The organism is Metallosphaera sedula DSM 5348 (genome assembly GCF_000016605.1).
GTDB lineage: Archaea > Thermoproteota > Thermoprotei_A > Sulfolobales > Sulfolobaceae > Metallosphaera > Metallosphaera sedula.
Genome location: NC_009440.1, coordinates 1,771,482 through 1,789,422 on the forward strand (window position 1 = coordinate 1,771,482; position 17,941 = coordinate 1,789,422).

Annotated in this window: 17 protein-coding genes and 3 pseudogenes; 12 read left to right on the forward strand and 8 right to left on the reverse strand. The window is 40.2% G+C overall.

The features are described 5' to 3' along the window. The first annotated feature begins 17 nt into the window (after positions 1 to 17). From MSED_RS12375 to MSED_RS09345, 3 genes are all read left to right on the forward strand, one after another. Complete coding sequence (locus tag MSED_RS12375; protein WP_012021765.1) at positions 18 to 1,463, forward strand: hypothetical protein; 1,446 nt, start codon at positions 18 to 20, stop codon at positions 1,461 to 1,463. 331 nt (positions 1,464 to 1,794) lie between these two features. Beyond that, positions 1,795 to 2,145, forward strand: coding sequence for a hypothetical protein (locus MSED_RS09340; RefSeq protein ID WP_012021766.1), 351 nt, complete (start codon positions 1,795 to 1,797; stop codon positions 2,143 to 2,145). After that, complete coding sequence (locus MSED_RS09345; protein ID WP_144418781.1) at positions 2,117 to 2,740, forward strand: hypothetical protein; 624 nt, start codon at positions 2,117 to 2,119, stop codon at positions 2,738 to 2,740. The genes MSED_RS09340 and MSED_RS09345 overlap by 29 nt, the downstream gene beginning before the upstream one ends. A gap of 209 nt (positions 2,741 to 2,949) precedes the next feature. Here MSED_RS09345 and MSED_RS12050 read toward each other — a convergent pair. After that, a pseudogene (locus MSED_RS12050) lies at positions 2,950 to 3,634 on the reverse strand (IS1/IS1595 family N-terminal zinc-binding domain-containing protein). A gap of 145 nt (positions 3,635 to 3,779) precedes the next feature. Between MSED_RS12050 and MSED_RS09360 the strand changes: the two are divergent. Continuing rightward, positions 3,780 to 4,832 carry a glycosyltransferase gene (locus MSED_RS09360; RefSeq protein WP_012021768.1) on the forward strand — a complete coding sequence of 351 codons (1,053 nt, stop codon included), beginning with the start codon at positions 3,780 to 3,782 and terminating at the stop codon, positions 4,830 to 4,832. Positions 4,833 to 4,967: 135 nt separating this feature from the next. Here MSED_RS09360 and MSED_RS12205 read toward each other — a convergent pair whose 3' ends face one another. The 5 genes from MSED_RS12205 to MSED_RS09380 form a co-directional block, all read right to left on the reverse strand. After that, complete coding sequence (locus MSED_RS12205; protein ID WP_144418782.1) at positions 4,968 to 5,219, reverse strand: hypothetical protein; 252 nt, start codon at positions 5,217 to 5,219, stop codon at positions 4,968 to 4,970. Between the two features lie 87 nt (positions 5,220 to 5,306). After that, complete coding sequence (locus tag MSED_RS09365; RefSeq protein WP_048060148.1) at positions 5,307 to 5,492, reverse strand: IS1/IS1595 family N-terminal zinc-binding domain-containing protein; 186 nt, start codon at positions 5,490 to 5,492, stop codon at positions 5,307 to 5,309. 1,081 nt (positions 5,493 to 6,573) lie between these two features. Further along, a complete protein-coding gene (locus MSED_RS09370) occupies positions 6,574 to 7,587 on the reverse strand; it encodes a glycosyltransferase family 4 protein (RefSeq protein ID WP_012021769.1) in 1,014 nt (337 codons plus the stop codon). A gap of 81 nt (positions 7,588 to 7,668) precedes the next feature. Then, positions 7,669 to 7,923: a hypothetical protein gene (locus MSED_RS09375; protein ID WP_048060149.1), complete on the reverse strand. Its 255-nt coding sequence runs from the start codon at positions 7,921 to 7,923 to the stop codon at positions 7,669 to 7,671. A 544-nt stretch (positions 7,924 to 8,467) separates the two neighbouring features. Beyond that, positions 8,468 to 9,865, reverse strand: coding sequence for an oligosaccharide flippase family protein (locus MSED_RS09380; RefSeq protein WP_012021771.1), 1,398 nt, complete (start codon positions 9,863 to 9,865; stop codon positions 8,468 to 8,470). Between the two features lie 328 nt (positions 9,866 to 10,193). Here MSED_RS09380 and MSED_RS11860 point away from each other — a divergent pair, with 328 nt between their 5' ends. The 5 genes and pseudogenes from MSED_RS11860 (at position 10,194) to MSED_RS09400 (ending at position 13,955) form a co-directional block, all read left to right on the forward strand. Next, positions 10,194 to 10,637 (forward strand): hypothetical protein, encoded by a 444-nt coding sequence (locus MSED_RS11860; protein ID WP_052292732.1) that lies wholly within the window; start codon positions 10,194 to 10,196, stop codon positions 10,635 to 10,637. 30 nt (positions 10,638 to 10,667) lie between these two features. Continuing rightward, positions 10,668 to 10,859 (forward strand): hypothetical protein, encoded by a 192-nt coding sequence (locus MSED_RS12215; protein WP_053094469.1) that lies wholly within the window; start codon positions 10,668 to 10,670, stop codon positions 10,857 to 10,859. Positions 10,860 to 11,191: 332 nt separating this feature from the next. After that, positions 11,192 to 11,587: pseudogene (locus MSED_RS09390) on the forward strand (transposase); the annotation flags it as partial. Positions 11,588 to 11,673: 86 nt separating this feature from the next. After that, positions 11,674 to 12,378, forward strand: coding sequence for a hypothetical protein (locus tag MSED_RS09395; protein WP_048060151.1), 705 nt, complete (start codon positions 11,674 to 11,676; stop codon positions 12,376 to 12,378). Between the two features lie 518 nt (positions 12,379 to 12,896). Then, entirely contained in the window at positions 12,897 to 13,955 is a 1,059-nt protein-coding gene (locus MSED_RS09400) for a hypothetical protein (RefSeq protein ID WP_144419034.1), read from the forward strand. A gap of 219 nt (positions 13,956 to 14,174) precedes the next feature. On the opposite strand, the gene MSED_RS11865 is transcribed toward MSED_RS09400, so the two are convergent. Then, entirely contained in the window at positions 14,175 to 14,732 is a 558-nt protein-coding gene (locus tag MSED_RS11865; RefSeq protein WP_048806940.1) for a transposase, read from the reverse strand. A 24-nt stretch (positions 14,733 to 14,756) separates the two neighbouring features. Then, the gene (locus MSED_RS12380; protein WP_155464956.1) at positions 14,757 to 14,912 is read right to left on the reverse strand and encodes a hypothetical protein; all 156 of its coding nucleotides are present in this window, start codon (positions 14,910 to 14,912) and stop codon (positions 14,757 to 14,759) included. 289 nt (positions 14,913 to 15,201) lie between these two features. On the opposite strand from MSED_RS12380, the pseudogene MSED_RS12055 reads away from it, so the two are divergent. The 3 genes and pseudogenes from MSED_RS12055 to MSED_RS09420 all read left to right on the forward strand — a co-directional run bounded on the left by MSED_RS12055 (position 15,202) and on the right by MSED_RS09420 (position 17,887). Further along, a pseudogene (locus MSED_RS12055) lies at positions 15,202 to 15,849 on the forward strand (IS6 family transposase). Between the two features lie 20 nt (positions 15,850 to 15,869). Next, positions 15,870 to 16,961 (forward strand): glycosyltransferase family 4 protein, encoded by a 1,092-nt coding sequence (locus MSED_RS09415; RefSeq protein WP_012021772.1) that lies wholly within the window; start codon positions 15,870 to 15,872, stop codon positions 16,959 to 16,961. Positions 16,962 to 17,098: 137 nt separating this feature from the next. Continuing rightward, the gene (locus MSED_RS09420) at positions 17,099 to 17,887 is read left to right on the forward strand and encodes a glycosyltransferase family A protein (RefSeq protein ID WP_012021773.1); all 789 of its coding nucleotides are present in this window, start codon (positions 17,099 to 17,101) and stop codon (positions 17,885 to 17,887) included. Positions 17,888 to 17,941: the final 54 nt, after the last annotated feature.

Here is a 17,941-nt window from a genome sequence, read left to right on the forward strand (position 1 = left end):
CGATCGAATTCCCTCAAATGCGATGGGACGTAGTCCTTGGACCCCTCCTGTTCCTTTCCTCCTTCTATCCGCATTTCACCTTGTCTGTCCTTGTGGTGTATGCCCTAGCATATTACCTTGGGGCCAAGGACTTCCCTCCCCTAGTTTCAGCGTTCCTGATCCCGTTCTCCCCAGTGCATGCCCTGCTAACTCTTCTTCCCTATCCTCTTCTCTTCGTGAAGGACAGGCCCTTTACCCTCACCCTTCTCTTATCAACTTTCTTTGCCCTCGTGACGGGGAACTACCTGATTCTAACGCTTTCCGTGCTGGAGAGGAAGGGTCTAATCACCTCAGGCATTGTTTTCCTGGTGAGTTCCTCAGTATTTCTAGATCAGGCCGTCTCCCTTGGCAACATCGCCTTCTTCCTGCTCGTGGCTGGCGTGATTTCCTCGATCCTAGAGAGTAAGTTCCACTTCTCTCTAAGGACCAGGGGAGCCATTTTCCTGTCTTCGTTAGCTGTGTATTTCCATCAACCTTGGCTAGTTCCCCTGTTGAGTAGCGTGTCCCCACTCACGGCGTTGGTATACTCACCCTTTAATCCCTGGCTCGTGTCAGTGGCCCCGCTTCACCTAGAGAAGAGATGGAAATGGTCGTGGATTTTCCCAGTGATGGCAGGTTTCTTCAGCCCCGTGATCTCCCTATCGCTTGTGCCCAGAAAGGTGGTATACGGACTCATCGGGCTCTTCGCGGTGTCTCTGGTTCTGTTCGCCCTTGGAAGGTACACGGAATTTGAGATTGTCTCCCTTGCCTTGATCGGATCGGTGGCGTGGCCCTACGTGAGGAGGGTCGCAGGTAAGATGAGGGGAATCCCCATCAGGATCGTGTTGGCGATCGCGTTACAGGGGCTCGCCCTTCTATATTACAGTGACCTCTTCAGGTTTGTCCTCCTCTCCTTGGTTGCCATCTCGTTCGTGGCCCCTAGGGTGAACGTGAGGGCCTTAAGCTTCTCAGTCCTGTCTCTCCTTAATCCCTTTGCTGGGTTAGGTGAGGCCGTCCCGTATTTCCTCGTGGTTCCCCTAGTGGGGGTCATCTATTTCCATTTCCCTGTCATTTCCTGGGTTATCTACGCTGTGGGAAGCCTGTTGGGTTGGCTCCCCGACAGGAAGATCAAGGCGAAATTCGCGTTTCTTGCAGTCGCATGCATCTACCTGGCGTATTCGTTATACCTGTTTGGTGGTGGGAATGAGGTAATGTCCACCTACTTTTCGGTTCTTGGTGCGGGGTCGGCAATCCTGAGCATGAGGGAGTGGGGAGATTCCACATTGAGGAGTGTGATGAGATATATAGGGGTGTCCCTTCCCTTTCCTGTCCTGGGGCTACCTTTCTTCGCGATGAGGAAATATGACCTTCTCGTCATCGAGGCCATAGTGGTTATCCTCGTAATCAAGTACCTGAGTGTGGCCAGTTTTCTTTTCATCGCGTAGGGTATGACACGTGTTGATTTGAGGAGGCCTGAGACGATACTGCACTTGACGTTAAGTGTCTGGAATTAGGTGTCGCATAAGTGGAACCGAGACAAGTTGAGATGTTCGAAATGCCTAGAATACACAAAAATCCATCCCAGTCTTAGAACTGTCCTTATCGCGAAATATGGTAGGTTAGATGATGCCGATATATGATTAGACATGTTGAGTCAGCCAAACTCATTTAGGTAATCTAGTATTACCAATTTATTTAAAATAGAAATATTAAGCTACAACAGTGGCCATCCTTCACAGGAAAAGAAATATATGTTGCAGATCTAGTAGACTCTCAATGTCGTTGTCAAGGGCAATCCTGTTATCTCTTATCTTTGCGTTTCTGACATCCCTTACAGTGTTGAGTTACACTGTACAGGTTAGCTATCCCAGTAACGTGCTCTTGGGTCAGAATTTCAACATCTCATTCTCTCTTGTTTCTAACCTTATTAACTCAACTAACTTCCAGTACATGACACCCGGAACCAAGCTGGTTAATGTTTCAGGAAAGACAGCCTATGAGGGATTCGGTTCTTACTGGTTAATCGATAGGATAAACGTTACCGACTCGAGCCAGATAATGATCACCTTTGATGGAAACGTCGTAGGTGGTTTCAGTAATGTCCCCGGGCATAGTACTTTATGGTAGTAACTTCACATTATCCAATATGGATGGTCAGATAGGTAACTATGAAATTCTTGTAGGATGGTATGGAATTTTGTTTCTAGATAAATTGACAGGTTATAACGGAGTATTATATACATTACCTTCTTTCTCCTCCGGCAATTACACCGTGATTTTTAAGAATGTAAATTCTTCAGTCTGCGTTTATTCAATTACCATTAATTCATCAATTTACATGATAAAATATAATACTGGAATTCCTTGGAGAAGCGTGGGATATGCTGGTATTCGGACAGACACCGACACCATATTACCACTTTCCTTTCGTGTCCTCTCCTTTATTCCATCAAACTACACGGTGTTCGTGAACGGAAAAGAGTTCAGGTCCGGATTTAGCAATGGAACTACATCATTAACCTTGAGGCTCTTCTCGCCCACTGTGTTAAATATATCCTTTCCCGACTATCATGTGTATAGGGTAATCGTGATCTCAACAAGCGATAATGCTAACATTCATGAAGAGTTTCCATTTATTCAAGTTATATTAATCGCCGTTACTGGAATGCTTATTGGGTTGTCTATTAGAAAGGAGATTATAAAAAAACAAGGTAGAACCTAATTGGATGTATATTTTTATTCTATTTCTCCTACAATTAAGGAGTTCATTCATAATTCTCCATTGCTTTAGTTTATGGAGTTTCTCGAGGTTAACCTTGAAACCCGTAATGCCCACGAATGTTCGCTGAGAAAAGGAGATATATCAGGGATTGCATTGTAGATGCGTATATAAAGGAAGCCTACAGCTTTCTGAGTGTGTCCGTAGTGTGCTCAGATAGTTATAAATTCCGGGATTAAACCGCGTTCCCACAGGAGGAGCCCAACTGAGCACTTCATCATTTCAAGGCTCCTATCCACGGCCTTCGTAGCCCTCTTGAACCTCACGAGCCTATCGCGAAGCGACGAGTGAAGCGATTCGTTGGGGTTCACGGGGGACACGACTGTGTGCTTGGGTAGGAGGAAGTACACGTTGTAATCGTCGCTCACCCACGTTCCCTTCTCGGGTAGGTATTGCCTAAGTTCCTGAAAGGTCCCCTCTCCCTCACGGAGAAGGCCAGGTACATGCCCCTCCTCGAGAACAGGAAAGCGAAGACCCACGCCTAGAAGGCCTTCGTTTTCCTCTTCACGTAGGTCCACATCTCGTCAACGACCTTCACGCCCTCTCCCGCTACCTCTTTCGCGCCACTCCACAGGTCTAGGAGCTCCGCGCACTTCTTCTTACCGTACCTCTTGATCCACGTGAACACCGTCCCAAGTGGGACTTGGAGTACCCTGGAGATGGCCCTCATGCTCATCCAGTTTGCGACTTGAGTGCCCTCTCCCTCACGCTCTTGTAGTAACGATGCTTGGCCCCCTCGACGAAATTCCTCTCGCAACTCCTACAGAGATACTCCTGCCTTCCCTTTACCCTACCCTTCTTAACCACGTGGTTCCCACTGCAGGAAGGACAGGATATCTCCCTGTAAACTGATTTTCTCTACCTTTTGCCCCACATTATTACCTCATTATACAAATATTTATAACTATCTGACGATACTATGGACATACTCCACGTTCATGAAGGAAAATTTTAAATTCATTCAATTTCTTCAAAAGCTGAATTGACAATTCAGGTAACTGTTGTGATAACTGTCTGGTATAGGTATAAATTCCTTGAAGAAGCCCTAGAAAGCGTTGTTAACCAAAACGCACCATCTTCTGACTATGAAATTTTATTAGTTGGTAAAATAGATGAAAATATACTAAATAAAATAATAAGTAAAGTAAAAATTAAAAGAGGAGACGTTAAAATAGCCTATGAAGAGGTTAATGAGGAGTCTATTGGAGCAAAGTTGTATAAGGCCATTAAGATAGCTAACGGAAAAATAATAACATTCTTGGAAGATGATGATATCTTTTATCACAATAAATTATCTGTTATTGAGAAATTAATTAACTGTGAAGAAAAAAGGTCCTTTTTACGGCATGCTGTAGATCTTATTGATGAAAAATCCAACGTAATTTCAAGAACAGAAAGAGTAGAATCTAATCCTGTATATATTACTAATGAAGATTGGTTTAATCTTAAATTACCTTCTAGGCATAGCGTTAAGTTTGCTTCTGTATCGTCGATGGCCATTTGCAAGAGTTTGCTAGAGAATTATTCAGATTTTATTAGAAGAATAAAGTTTTCCCCAGATATATTAGTTCTTTTAATATCAGCTTTGTCTTTAGGACAAAAGATCTACTATCTTGATCCTTTGGGCGCATATAGACTGTATAGAGATAGCTTCGGTTCTGGTTACGGTAGTTTCGATGAATTTATTAAGACATCCAGATTTAAATATAAGTCTTGGTATGAAGATGGTTTAGTATATTCAAAAATGTTAGAAGGGAATAAAAGACTCTGGGATATTAATCTAGGGGTGACGGTTTTATATAAAATTTTATTTAATATATTTAATAATAATAATAGTGATATAAAACTAACTGTCAAAGATTTAAAAACTATAATATATCTGATGAGGAGTACCTATACTTCTAAAACATTATCTCTAAAAGCTCTTGGATTATATATATTATCATATCTTCCGTATCAATTGAGAAAGAAAATACTAATGGAAAGGATATTTAAAGATAAAATCAAGATTTATACTAAAAAAAGTAATTTATAGAGCTTTTGGTGTGTCCATAGAGTTGTCATGAAGTTGCAAATTCCAGGATTGGGCCGCGTTCCCACAGGACGAGCCCAACAGAGTACTTCATCATCATAGCGCTCATGTTGATTGCCTTAGTGGATCTCTTGAATCTTACGAGCCGGTTATGAGGCGATAGTGGAGCGACTCATTCGGGCTCGCTGAAACGATGATGTACGTTGGTACGAGAGAGCATACGTTGTAATCGTCGCTCACCCACGTTCCCTTCTCGGGTAGGTATTGCTTAAGTTGCTGAAAGGTTTGCTCTCCCCTGCTCTTGGAGCACGTGACTTGCATACCTTTCATCGAGATCAGGAAAGTGAAGACCCACGCGTAGAAAGCATTCGCCTCTTCACATAGATCCACATCTAGTCAACAATACGCCCTCTCCTGCTACCTCCTTCACGCTACACAGGTCGAGAAGCTTCACGTAATTCTTCCCGCCGCCTTAATCTACCCGAAGATCCCAAGGGGCACCTGGAGTATCTCGAGATAGCCCTCATGCTCGTCCGGTTTGCGACTTGAATGCCCTCTATCCCAAGCTCCTGTGGTAACGATGCTTAGCCCCTCAACGAACTGGCTCCCACAATTCCCGCAAAGATACTCCTGCCTTCCCTTTACCCTACCCTTCTTAACCACGTGGTTCCCACTGCAGGAAGGACAGGATATCTCCCTGTAAACTGATTTTCTCTACCTTTTGCCCCACATTATTACCTCATTATACAAATATTTATAACTATCTGACGATACTATGGACATACACAAATACTCTATATCTCTCCTAAGATAGCTGTCAGCAAAGTAGCTAAATTAATCCTGAGAAAATATTTTTAAGATTACTCCGGCTTATTGTGATGTCCGTTTCTCCAGGCTTAAATATTATTAATGAAGAACATAAATATAAGTAATTATAAATAATTATTTATTGAATTTCTCTTAGTCCAGGCACTCTTTAAAGAGAATGGCTTGACAAGGATGAATATCTAAATTTTATATGGCCTAATCACTAGATATAATTGGCACGATATTTAAATATGGAGATCTAGAGATTGAAATACCTCAAGGTTACGAATACGTTTATTATGCTACTTTATTGCAGAAGAATATGACTCCCTTCACGAAAGAAAAAGATGATGTTGTTATGGATTCTGGAGCCTTCGTTAGTGATTACACTGTAAGAGTGACCAAGTAAGTTAAAGAAGTTATTAAAGTAGAACCAATAGCATCTTTATTTGAAATATTAAAAAGAGAGGTAGAAAGATATAATTTTAAAAACGTCATTCTTGTTAATAAAGCATTATACGACTCTAAGGCAGTTGTAACAATGAAAAATGAGGGTGTAGGAAGCAGTATTGGTGAAGGTGAATTAAAGTGGAAACAATCAGCATAGATAAGCTGGTAAACGAAGTAGAGGAAAAAATAACTGTAAGGAAAATGGATATTGAAGAAGCTGAAGGAAAGGCAATTCATGGAGATTAAAGGCCATGAGTTAGTACTTGAAATAAAATGGTTTTCAAGTTAATCGAGCCGAGTTATAGGAGTCTTTTGTTTAATATAGTTAAAAACATTATTACATATTTCCCATCGTTTATAAAGGCTGAAACAAAAACTAAAATGCTCGCCTCAACAAGTTTCTCAAGAAAATATTATGTATCAGCATTGAGTAGAAATCAAATAAAAGTAGTTCACGCTAGACGAACAATGAACATTAAGAGCAAGATTAGTTACTATTCATGGCTTCCTTATATAACCCTAGGAACTTTTTTCTTGCAATTTCGTTATATTGTTTCACTAACTCATACCCCTTTCTCCCTATTTCCTCTAAATCCCCACAACTTAATTTGTTCAATATATCACCTAGTTCTTTAGGATTGTAAGGGTCAAATTTTGGGCTTGCTTTAAAAATAGTATTAAATGATGGAATCTTGCTTGTTATCAAGGGAAGGCCTATAGAATATGCTTCTAAACCTACGTAACCCAGTTCCTCGTAAGTTGAGGGTAATATTAGAGCATCGACTTTGTACATTAACTCAAATACTTTTTCTCTTTCTAGAAAACCATGAATTATAATGTTTTTATCTCTCCTTATCTTTCCCTTGTCTTCTCCAACTAGATGTAATTCAATGTCTTTCTTCAAGTATTTGAAAGAGTTAAGGATAACCTTTAAATTCTTTCTCTTCATTGTTAAATCTCTAGATACAAAAAGGAGTTTCAGTTTACTATCGTATTCGTATTTTTTCAACGTCCTATTCTCGATCGGTGGAGGAATGAAATTTGCACTTTCGTCATTCATGGAAACTATGTATTTTGCCTTTCTAAAAGATATCTTATCCATGATGTAATGTTGAAGAGTGACTGGAAATGCTCCTAATTTTTCTGGGAATGATAACCCGGCTAATCTAATTAACGCAAGTTTAAAGTAACCGATATAGCCCCATTTTGTTGTTATTAAATTATTTCCCGTTGAGCCCCAGGGTGGAAGAGTTTCGTGAATTACGTCAAATTCTTTTTCAATCTTTTCCAAGCTTTCTTTGTTTCTTAAGAACGATAAATAAGGTAAAGCTCTAGATACACCCTTTCTGGTGAATTTTATAACTTTAAATCTCTCACTTTTCCAGTCATCAAAAGAGAGAACTGCGAGGTCCACATAAGATGAGAGAAGTTTTGCTACTTCTTCAGTATAAGAAGCTATTCCAGAACTCATTTTTTCGTATGCAGATATAAGAACTTTCATATAATGATATATTAAGTAATAGTTAATAAACCTTATGTTGAGACAAACTGGAATTTATAATAGTCAAATTAATATTAAAAATTAGTTATAAAAATTTATTAAGTTAGTTTGTAGAGTTTCTGGAGAGTTAACCTTGGAACATAATACCCGCAAATGTCCTCTGAGAAAGTGAGATACACCAGAGAGTGTCCACCCCACGTGCTCATCAGCAAACGGCTTAAGTATCACGTTCGTGTTCACGAGGTTGACCGCGTCCCTCAAGGAACAATACATGACCATGATGACCAATAACTTGAGGTCCCTAGGAAGTTTCTCCTCGATCCTTGGCCTTATCATCTCGATGACTGTAGGAGGAAAAGGGTTTCCCGGACGGCATATCCTCAAGTGGTTGAACTAGCATAACGTATTGGGGACGTTTGGTGATTTCTGTATTCATAGTATGATGTCCGTTTCCCCGACTAAAGTATTACTGATGTTCTTCAGTAACGAGAAAGATCTCAAATAATTATTCATTGAATTTCTCTCACTATAGACACTCTCTTGAGTATAGGGAGTCGCCGTGCGACTGTGGTAAGAGGAGAGGTTACGATAAGCGGTGGAGAGTCGAGATCGTGATATCCGCGATCAAGAGTATGTTCAGACGGGATAAAGATGAGTGGCATCCTCCACGACTGTTCTCCAGAAGTTCCGGCTCTACCCCTACATAAGAAGGCCAACTTCCTCAGAGAGATCCACGCGATTAGCATAGCGTGACATAACCTGCGAATCAAATTATCTAGGCGAAATTTTATAAAGCAAATATATAATCTGTCAAGAGAAAATTCATATGATACATACTAACTCCGACACTTTCTTGAGAAGACTTTGTCTGATTCTTTCCTTAAATGAAGAGATTAAGTATCCTTATAAAGAATCTGAGCTGAGGTGGAATGAATTTTTGTATTAAGGCCATCTCCTTATTAGTTATGATTCCAAGAAACTTCAATCCTAGAATAATCACAAGTGCCCCAATCACCCAGGAGAAGAGGGAAATCGAAGAAAGAGATATCAACAAAATGGAATATATAGTCTTTCTATCGAGTGTTATTATTCCCTGTTTTAGGGAGAAAATTACATAAAGAATACTGGTTACTATGGCATTCCCAGCCTGGGCTATCCCCGCACCCAAAATCCCCATTCGCGGGATCAGGAGGAAGGAGACCAGAACCACTTCAATGGCGCTCGCGCTCCCAATTACCAGGAAGGGTCTGTAATTCTTGTTGAGTGCAATCAAGAACGTTGAGAGAATTTGAAAGGGCATTGTAACTGTAATGAATAGAACTAGGATCTTCAACACCTCGACTCCAGGTGAATACTCAGGGAAAAGCTTGAGAACTAGATATGGGGCAATTGCGTAACTAGATACCCCTAGAAGAAGGGAGAGGAAGGTCAAGAGTCTAAAGGCACCGGAGGCCATCTCCCTCATCTCGACGCCCTTAGTGTAATAGTAGGTAGAGGAAGGTAGTAGGGCAGAGGTCAAGGACCAAATCAGCGTATTTGGTACAACAGAAATCAATGCTACCAATTGATAAATACCTAGACTATACGATCCCAGTAAAAATGCTGTAACAACTCTATCCCCTTGTCCGGAAATAAAAGACACTATTCCTGACAAATAAATTGGAACCCCTATCTTGGCTATTTCCTTTGCAACCTGAAAATCGAAGTGAAATTTAAACGGAAGATAGTGGTTATAGTAGATAACCCTTACCAGGGCACCTAAAGTCCAAATTAGGATCAAGAGTGATATGCTGTGATAAAACACTGCGACCGAGGATATCCCCCATCTCGTTACGGTAAAGATAACGTTGCCTAAATTCGTTTCAGAGAACTTTCCCAATCCCGATAAAATCTGATATTGATAAGTGGAAAATAAATATAAAACAAAGTACGGTATTGACAACCATACGTATGAGGGAAATAGAAACAGAAAAAGGAGAAAAGGTGAAACCAAAAGGGAGTACGAGAGTGAAGTAGAAACTACCTTCCTATGGTCCTGAGAGGAGGCATATTTATGTGAGATATCCCTCGTGACAAGATTGAACGGTAGTAAAGCAAAGAACGATCCTGTAATAGTCTCTATAAGCTGTATTATTGCTACCTTCCCAACAAATGACGGACTAGAAAAATGGGCGACAATGAGAAAGAACAGTAGAGCGGTGATTGAGTTTAGAAGTGTAGTCGCTAGAAACTTCAATGAACCAGTTAATGGATTCATGATCTTAAACTGATATATCATGGGGATTCAAAAGATTTTTCTTCTGCCTAGTTGCACGTCCAATAGTACCGCAAAATTATGCAGAGGGTATGAGAGGTTTGACAAATCTCCACTTTTACCTTGCCTAGATAGTGTATCTAGAGAGAGTGTTAGTAGTGAGAAAAATTCAGTGAATAATTATTTGAGATCAGTCTAGTTAGTGAAGAGCTTGAGAGCTGCTTAAGTTGGGGAAACGGCTATCATACCATGAAGTCCAACACTCTCCAACAACCCTAACATGTGATGATGCCCGTTTCCCCACTTGAGGATATGCCGTCCGGGAAACCCTTTTCCTCCTACAGTCATCGAGATGATAAGGCCAAGGATCGAGGAGAAACTTCCTAGGGACCTCAAGTTATTGGTCATCATGGTCATGTATTGTTCCTTGAGGGACGCGGTCAACCTCGTGAACACGAACGTCATCGTGAGACTATTCGTCGGTGAAAGGGTGAGGAAGTCTACGTTATTCGACATCATAGAGAAGTTCGCGAGGGTCAGGAATGACCTGCTCAGGGAGATGACCAAGGAACTTGAGGCTAAGTGCAGGCAGAGTTACTTGCCGTTGAGCGCATTATACGAGGGAGTTGAGTGGCTAGTGGACTCGTTCCTTCTCGACCTTCCACCAGGGAAGACTAGCCTAGAGCTGGTCCTCGAGAAGTTAAGGCTGGACTCTATGGACCTGGGCCCTATCGCGAGGGTGATTGCGTTCGCTGGGGCATGGCTTAGGACTAGGAGGAGGTTCGAGAGAACCTGAGCCAAGAAGTGGTCGTGCTCTTACTTTGGGTTGAAGCTCTTCCTGCTCGTCTCCACTGGTCTCTTCGTCCACGGACTTGAGGTCGAGTTAGCTAACTTCTCCGACGCGAGGTGCAGGCTGTCAAGGAAAGGCTTGAAGCTCGTGGACCGCGGGTTCAGGGAACGTGGATCCTTCGTCCACCCACACGGGAACTTCAAGTACCCACGTCCCTTCGTGGAGTAGTTCGGGATCTTCCTGAAACACTGGAGACCCTACGCCGAGACAAGGGTGAGGAACGAGGCCTTCCTTTACGCGATAGCTATCACGTACAACATGATCCACTTCGTCTCAATCCAGCGCAGGACTCCGCGTCACTTACGCGCGGTTCAACTCCCTTGACGCGTATGTGGACGAGGGGTTAGGCAAAACTGTTCGTGATATTTTTATTTCTAGTAAGAGATACAAACCAGGTTAGTTAATTTAACCTTAGATCTAGGTGATAACTTGAGATGCAGGGTTAATTTTATGCTTTATATTGAAACAAGCCGAATTTTGCAAAATCCGGACACTCTCTCGTGAGGGAACTTAAGCTCGTGAGGAATGTTGAGGAAGGTAAGGCGATCCTCTCCTCGCTCAGCGAGCTCGTAGGAAAACACTACGCGAAGAGGGCGAAGCACCTCCTTGACGCGTCCAACAGATATACCGCCTTCCTGAACTTCCCGCGCGAGGTCAGGCACTACATCTACACTAACAATACTTCCGAGAGCTTCAACCCCTATCTTGACGTAGTTCGACAGGACCTAGGAGGTTACTTCCCCTCGTCCCAACTCCTCGACACCTACGTCGTTGCCATAATCCGAAACAACTCGTGCTGGAAATCTAGTCCTGTGTCACACATCAGGCACCACTCCTATCACCTCAAGCGGCTCCACGCTTCTCGCTTCCAGGTGATGGATGATGAAGGCTTATAAGCCGGGTTCTTTATATTTTTCTAATACAACAATCTTGGGTAGCCCCACTAATAACTTTTTAAATTGAATCCTTAATAATATATTGTATGCTATCACTTAGGAATTTTTTCTTAGAATTCAGCACTAAAAAGCAAATATTAATACTTATATCTATGTTTTTAATTGAGAGTACATTTTTATGGTTGGTCTTAGAAGGTAGAATAGTCGTATTTTCTGATACTGGTTTTCCAATAAACCCAGTAAATGCATTAATTACCAATTTATATTATTGGAATTGGCCTGCATTCCCTGGTGGAAGTACATATGCCGGATCTTATATTGAAGCTTGGGCAGTGGCTTCATTTTTTTATCTAATGTTTAAAAATACAGGATTATCACAATATTTTACCTTATTAACGTTCACTTATATCTCGTCTATCGGTATTTATTTCATTGTAAGTTTGATTTTAAATAGTGAAAGAAATTATTTAACTTACTTTAGTGCTTTAGTGGCCGGATTATTCTATGTGATTTCTCCTATTTACACCTTTGATTTTGTCAGTAATTTAAGCGGATATATATATTCTTATTCTATGTTTCCCCTATTCCTATACTTCGTTCTCAAATATATTAACAGTGATAGATGGGTATCCTTAACTTTATTAGGATTTATTACGGCAACGATCTTATTTAGTCTTGGTATTTCTTTTGGAACACCTCCAATTCTATGGTGGGAGCTGGTTACATCAATAGTAATTTTGATAATATTATCAATATTTAAAATAATAAAATTTTATATAAAAAATTTTTAATTGTATTAATAACTTTAATTGTCTCATTTATCCCCTTTGTATTTTCCTATTTTAATAACATAAATAATATAGCCTATTCAGTTACACATAGTACCTTTGATGGTAAGTCATTAATTCAGTATATTCTACAAAACACCTTTTTAATTATGAGTATAAGAAATTATGAATTTTCATACTATACAGCAGAATACTCATTTACATTAATGCAAGGTGATATGATATACCTCCTTCTTCTCCCGTTTGTATTGATATTAGTAGCTATAATAAGTAGTAGAGATCACAAAATAACGAGACTCTTATCATTCCTTTTTTTGTATGAATTAATTATAGAAATTTTTGCATCCGGCCTTATTAATCCTCTTATCATTACAAATATAATAAATAACTCAGTTACCGTCGGTATCGCATATTCTTTTCAAAACGTCTACAGTTTATATCCTCTATCATTAGTTTATTCCATACTTTTTGGTCTTTCATTTTATTATATTTTATCCAATATTCGCCGAATTAGACAAAGAATGGCAATTATTTTTTTGTTTGCTCTTGTTTTTATCTCAATAATGACTCCTATCTCAATAAGGCCTCCTATTAATACTTATTCTGCATTTGGATATCCTAATGTAACTTCCTTAACACCAGTTATACCACCTTTAGTACAATTGACTGAATTTCTTAACTCTCAGCAGGATTCATTTAATGTTTTAATTGCTCCAGTACAATGGGCAGCCTATGCATATAACAATTCCGTTATAATATCCAACCCGGTAATTTTTGGGAGTATGATTTTACCTCCCTCAGAAAAAATTGTTGGCGGAGTAGGTGGATTAGTTGATCCTATTTTGACTTATTTTCCAAACTCAAAATATAACTTCACTAATTACTTTTTGTTACTTGGTATTAAGTATGTAATAGTGAATACTCATGCCTATCCTGGGTTTGGTGCAGTTTTAAATCCTCCATATGCTAATGGATTCTTTCAGTCATTAAATCAGTTTAATATTTCTGGAATGGAGAACGTACTTAAGAAAGAAGGTGCGGTACTAGTAGCAAATTACTCGTTATTTGAGGTATATCAGCTAGCTAATAACGTAAATATTATATATGCATCTAATGGAATACCCTATAATTTCTCATCTACTAACGCTACTAATAACTTATTCTTTCTTTATGCAAATAACACATTAAAGGTTTACAATACTAGTTTGGTATGTAACGAGGTAGAAATAAATAACATAACCACTCAAAATGTCCATGTAAACTATCAGTATATTAATCCAGATCTATACCTAGTTCATATAAATGCATCAACTAAATTCTATCTAATCTTTGATCAAGGATACTCAAAGAATTGGTACTTAATATATCCTAATGGTAGTGTTAATAATGACCATTATTTAGCAAACGGATATTCTAATGCCTGGTTAATACCAAGGGGAAGCTATAATATTAAAATTGAATATATACCAGAATTTCCGATATTCTATTATGAGAAATTTATTTACTTCTCAATGTTTTTTATAATATCTATATTACTAGTAATAAAGAAATTTATTAAATATACCAAATTCAATGCTTAACTATTAAAGACCATCTTTTAAAATGTTATACAGAACTTTTTCTTGGCTAATTAAAGTTATTAAATCTTGGTAATAATTCTATGCTATCTTATTCCTAATCCGTATATTCATTCAGAAAATCCTGGGGTCTGATATAGCGTGTATCATCTGAATTTGCTCATAATATATTATGTATTTGTTTCATAAAATTTTGCCTAGGTCATTTGATTCCCAATCGTGTCAAGCCAAGCGGACTGCATGGACCTCTCCCACGATGGAGTCAGCTTTGTTTCTCATGAGGTGGTAGAGCCAGAACTTCAGGAGGGAGGCCATTCTCTGGAGGACGTTCCTAGCCCTTATCCCGTCGCCGAACATCCTCTTGATAGCGGATATCACGATCTCGACTCTCCATTGCTTGCTGTATCCTCTCCTCCTACTCCAATCGCGCGACGACTCCCTATACTCTAGGATCGTGTCCCTCCTCCTTGGGTTAGCCCTACCAGAGTTGGCTGACTTCTTCAGGATCACGACATCGTGGACTAGGTTGTAAATCCTGTTGGAGTCGTATGCCTTATCACCATAAAACTTCGCGATCTGCCCGTCTTCCTTTCGAATTTTCCTGATCACCTTGACCGCAGAATCAACCTCAGAGTTCTCGACCTCAGCCTTCACGACCCTCGTGGACTTGGAGTCAACGTCAACCGCGACCTTCAGGAACTTCCCCCTCCTCTTCCCTCCATATCTCGCCCTTATGTACCTACCTCCCTGCTCGACACTTATCCCCGTCCCGTCGCTCACGAGCTTAATTTCGTCCTTTACCTTCTAGAAATTCAGCGACATCTTCCTCAACCTCAGGTGTATTGTCTTGTAATCTAGGTATACCGGAATTATCCCCATATCGTGGAGCACCCTCAATATCCCCTCAATACCCCTGTACGTGAAGAACACGTAAAAGAAGGCTAGGAACTCGTTGAACATCACGGGCACCCTATACGGCCTGGTCTTTGCCTCCCTGTTGTCCTCCTCGAGAAGATCGTACTATTGCTCAAACATGTAAAACGGGAACATCATCTCGTACCTAGTCACGAGATTCTCGTCGTACTTCGCCTAATCCCTGGCGTATCTCCTTTTCTCGGAGGACATGACTATCGTGGGTATTACACGTCTTTGACGTTAACTTTGCAGAAACTAGAGTGTGTCCAACAATATCGCTAAATTAGACAAAATAATATTTAAGGGTCAGGACGGGTTTATCACGTGAGCAGACGTGAAGAGGAGCGTACCTCTTCCCGTCCTGATCCACGTAATAATTTACCTTCTCCAACTTAATAATCTTAAGCCCAAGTTCTGGTCGGTCGAGGAGTTGGGGGAAGTCTTGGCTGGTTATTTCCTCGGGCTCTCGCTCAGGAGGTTCAGGGTCCCGAGGAGTACTGTTCATTACTACTGGAGGAGAGCAACAAGGGTGACCCTGAACCTCCCCTTGACCGGGGAGTACGCGGTTGACGAGGCCAAGGTACTTCTGGCGAAGGAGGTGATGTATTACCTATGGGTCTTGAGGGACGTTCACACGGGATATCACGTTCTTTATGGTCACTGAGGCCAGGTCGGGCCTCGACGCGATAATCCTCGTGAAGCGAGTGAGGCAGGTAGAGTTGAGGGTGAGAGGGAAAATCCTCAGGGCCAAGTACATGACAGCCTCCTCGCGTACAACGTCCTCTCGATAGCGGGGTTCGACCACGAACACGTAACCTTTGGGATTAGGAACAGGGTTGAACAGGTTTTCAGGACTGCTAAGCACAGGCTCTCTGGAATGGACTTCCACTTCCCGTGGAACGCGAGCAAGAGGAGTCTTAAGTCGTGGTTCTCCGCCTTCTTCACGGTCCACAATCTCTTGGAAATTTGGAGGGAGAAATAAATTGTTGCACACACTTAGTTATGAAAATGGTAATATTTTTGGTTTCCCGCCTGAAGCGATTCGATGGCCAGACTAAAGCGGTATTAAACTTTACCTCAGGATTGTTAAGATTAAACATGGATGTAACTATAGTTGGTTACTATATACGTGAAGACATAAAGAGGGAAGTAACTCAAAAACTAGGAATAAATATATACAATATCTCATCAAATGACGAGACTCTCTTTGGTTTAGCTAATGAATACTATTTCGATGGAATTAGCAAAAAACTAATGAAAATAGTACACTCGCTACCCAAGGATATAATCTTAGTTTCAAATGATATAATTGTAAATACTATTAAATATAATAAGAAAAAGTATCCCATGATATATTGGAGCCAGGGTGCTATAGCTTCTTTATTTATGTGGCCACTTACCTATTCCAAGTCACCAACTTTGAGAAAGTTAGTAAATATGACAGCTCCAGTTATAAATTTACGGTTTTCTAATTCCGTTAAGCGATATCCCTGTGTCCTTGCAAATAGTAAAACCACAGGAAACATTATCTCCCTGTTTTACGATACGCCTCCTACTGATGTGGTTTATCCTCCTATCCACGTCGAGTATTATGCCCGTAAGGCCAAAACAGAGACTAATGAAGATGATAAATACGTTTTAGTATTCCTAAAAAGAGGATATCCCGCTAGTGTGAACGTTATCAAAAAGTTAGCAGAAAATGTTCGCATAAAAGTAGTTGGATATCAAATCGACAACGCAAAATCTTTCATAAATATATCTGATGAAGAACTTATTGACTTGTATTGTAATGCTTATGTTACAATTTATCCTATAACTTTTGAGAACTTTGGTTATATTCCAGTAGAATCAATGGCGTGTGGGACCCCGGTGGTAGCCTATCGTTTTTCTGGTGGTCCTTCAGAGACCATAATACACGAAAGAACTGGTTGGTTAGTAAATACTGAGAAAGACCTATATAAAAAGGCTCTAGAGATATATAAAAATGGGTATGATATGAAAATGAGAAAAGATGCGATAGAGAGAGCAAAGGACTTCTCTTATGTGAATTCTACTGAAAAATTACTTTATTATATTAAAAACTCTAGCCTCTAGGGCCTCAATTTTAGGCGTAGGGTGTATGGTTGGCCACCTAGTGAAACTGTACGTGATCCAGTATGTTTTCACGATCAGGCTAGAATACATTCACGTTAACAGAAAACCCTTTTTATGTCGGTCTTGATGAACTTTTTGTGATATCGATAGAGATTCCTGTTGTTCATGGTAAATACCTACATGATGTTCTCGAGTCTATTCGCTCCCAATCCTATCAGGACTACGAAGTTATAATTGTGAACTCAGGATCAGATCAAATATCTGATTTAATAAGACAATATGGATTTAAAGAAATCAGGAAGAGTACTAAGCTCCTGTATGCGAGATACCTGGCTCACATGAACTCCAAAGGAGACTTCTCCCTTCTCCTAGACGAGACTAGATATCTAGGAAAAGACGCTTTGTTAACGTTATCTTCTCTAAGGCGAGATATGATAATTATTCATGAAAGGGAAGTGGGAAACTCGATTTGGATTAGACAAGCTCAGTTAGATAAGGACAACATTATCTACTGTAATCCCGCTGATGCAATCAAGGGATTTGCCTTGCCAAGATATTTCAGGTCCGAAATACTCTCGAGGGCCTTCGAAGCCCTTGAAAGCAACCTTAAGGACAAATTTTATGATGTGATATTCCCTGATCATGAACTAATATACTATGAAGCCTCTAAGATCTCTACCGATGTAAATATTGTTAAAGAACCTTTCATCTACCATTACGGAGACTCCTCTATTCTGGACATTGCTAGAAAATATTATAAATACGGTAAGAGCATCAGAGTGGTAAAAGGAACACTATATGAAAACTTCTTCTCCACGAAGAGAAAGGTTAGGAAGATTTGTCGGGGATCACTTCTCGATAGAGTTGGGGTATATGGACTGTATTTAGTAAGGGGTATTCCATTTATTTTGGGAAAGTATCTTTAAGGGTTACAGACTTAGAGGAACTCCAGATTAAACAGAACAAAATTCATGGAGGCA

Excerpts from the sequence above, each read along its gene's own strand:
- MSED_RS12375 (WP_012021765.1), top strand. The coding sequence starts at position 18 with ATGCGATGGGACGTAGTCCTTGGACCCCTCCTGTTCCTTTCCTCCTTC.
- MSED_RS09340 (WP_012021766.1), top strand. The coding sequence starts at position 1,795 with ATGTCGTTGTCAAGGGCAATCCTGTTATCTCTTATCTTTGCGTTTCTG.
- MSED_RS09345 (WP_144418781.1), top strand. The coding sequence starts at position 2,117 with ATGTCCCCGGGCATAGTACTTTATGGTAGTAACTTCACATTATCCAAT.
- MSED_RS09370 (WP_012021769.1), bottom strand. The coding sequence starts at position 7,587 with ATGAAAGTTCTTATATCTGCATACGAAAAAATGAGTTCTGGAATAGCT.
- MSED_RS09375 (WP_048060149.1), bottom strand. The coding sequence starts at position 7,923 with ATGATAAGGCCAAGGATCGAGGAGAAACTTCCTAGGGACCTCAAGTTA.
- MSED_RS09380 (WP_012021771.1), bottom strand. The coding sequence starts at position 9,865 with ATGATATATCAGTTTAAGATCATGAATCCATTAACTGGTTCATTGAAG.
- MSED_RS11860 (WP_052292732.1), top strand. The coding sequence starts at position 10,194 with ATGATAAGGCCAAGGATCGAGGAGAAACTTCCTAGGGACCTCAAGTTA.
- MSED_RS09395 (WP_048060151.1), top strand. The coding sequence starts at position 11,674 with ATGCTATCACTTAGGAATTTTTTCTTAGAATTCAGCACTAAAAAGCAA.
- MSED_RS09400 (WP_144419034.1), top strand. The coding sequence starts at position 12,897 with ATGGCAATTATTTTTTTGTTTGCTCTTGTTTTTATCTCAATAATGACT.
- MSED_RS12380 (WP_155464956.1), bottom strand. The coding sequence starts at position 14,912 with ATGTTCAACGAGTTCCTAGCCTTCTTTTACGTGTTCTTCACGTACAGG.
- MSED_RS09415 (WP_012021772.1), top strand. The coding sequence starts at position 15,870 with ATGAAAATGGTAATATTTTTGGTTTCCCGCCTGAAGCGATTCGATGGC.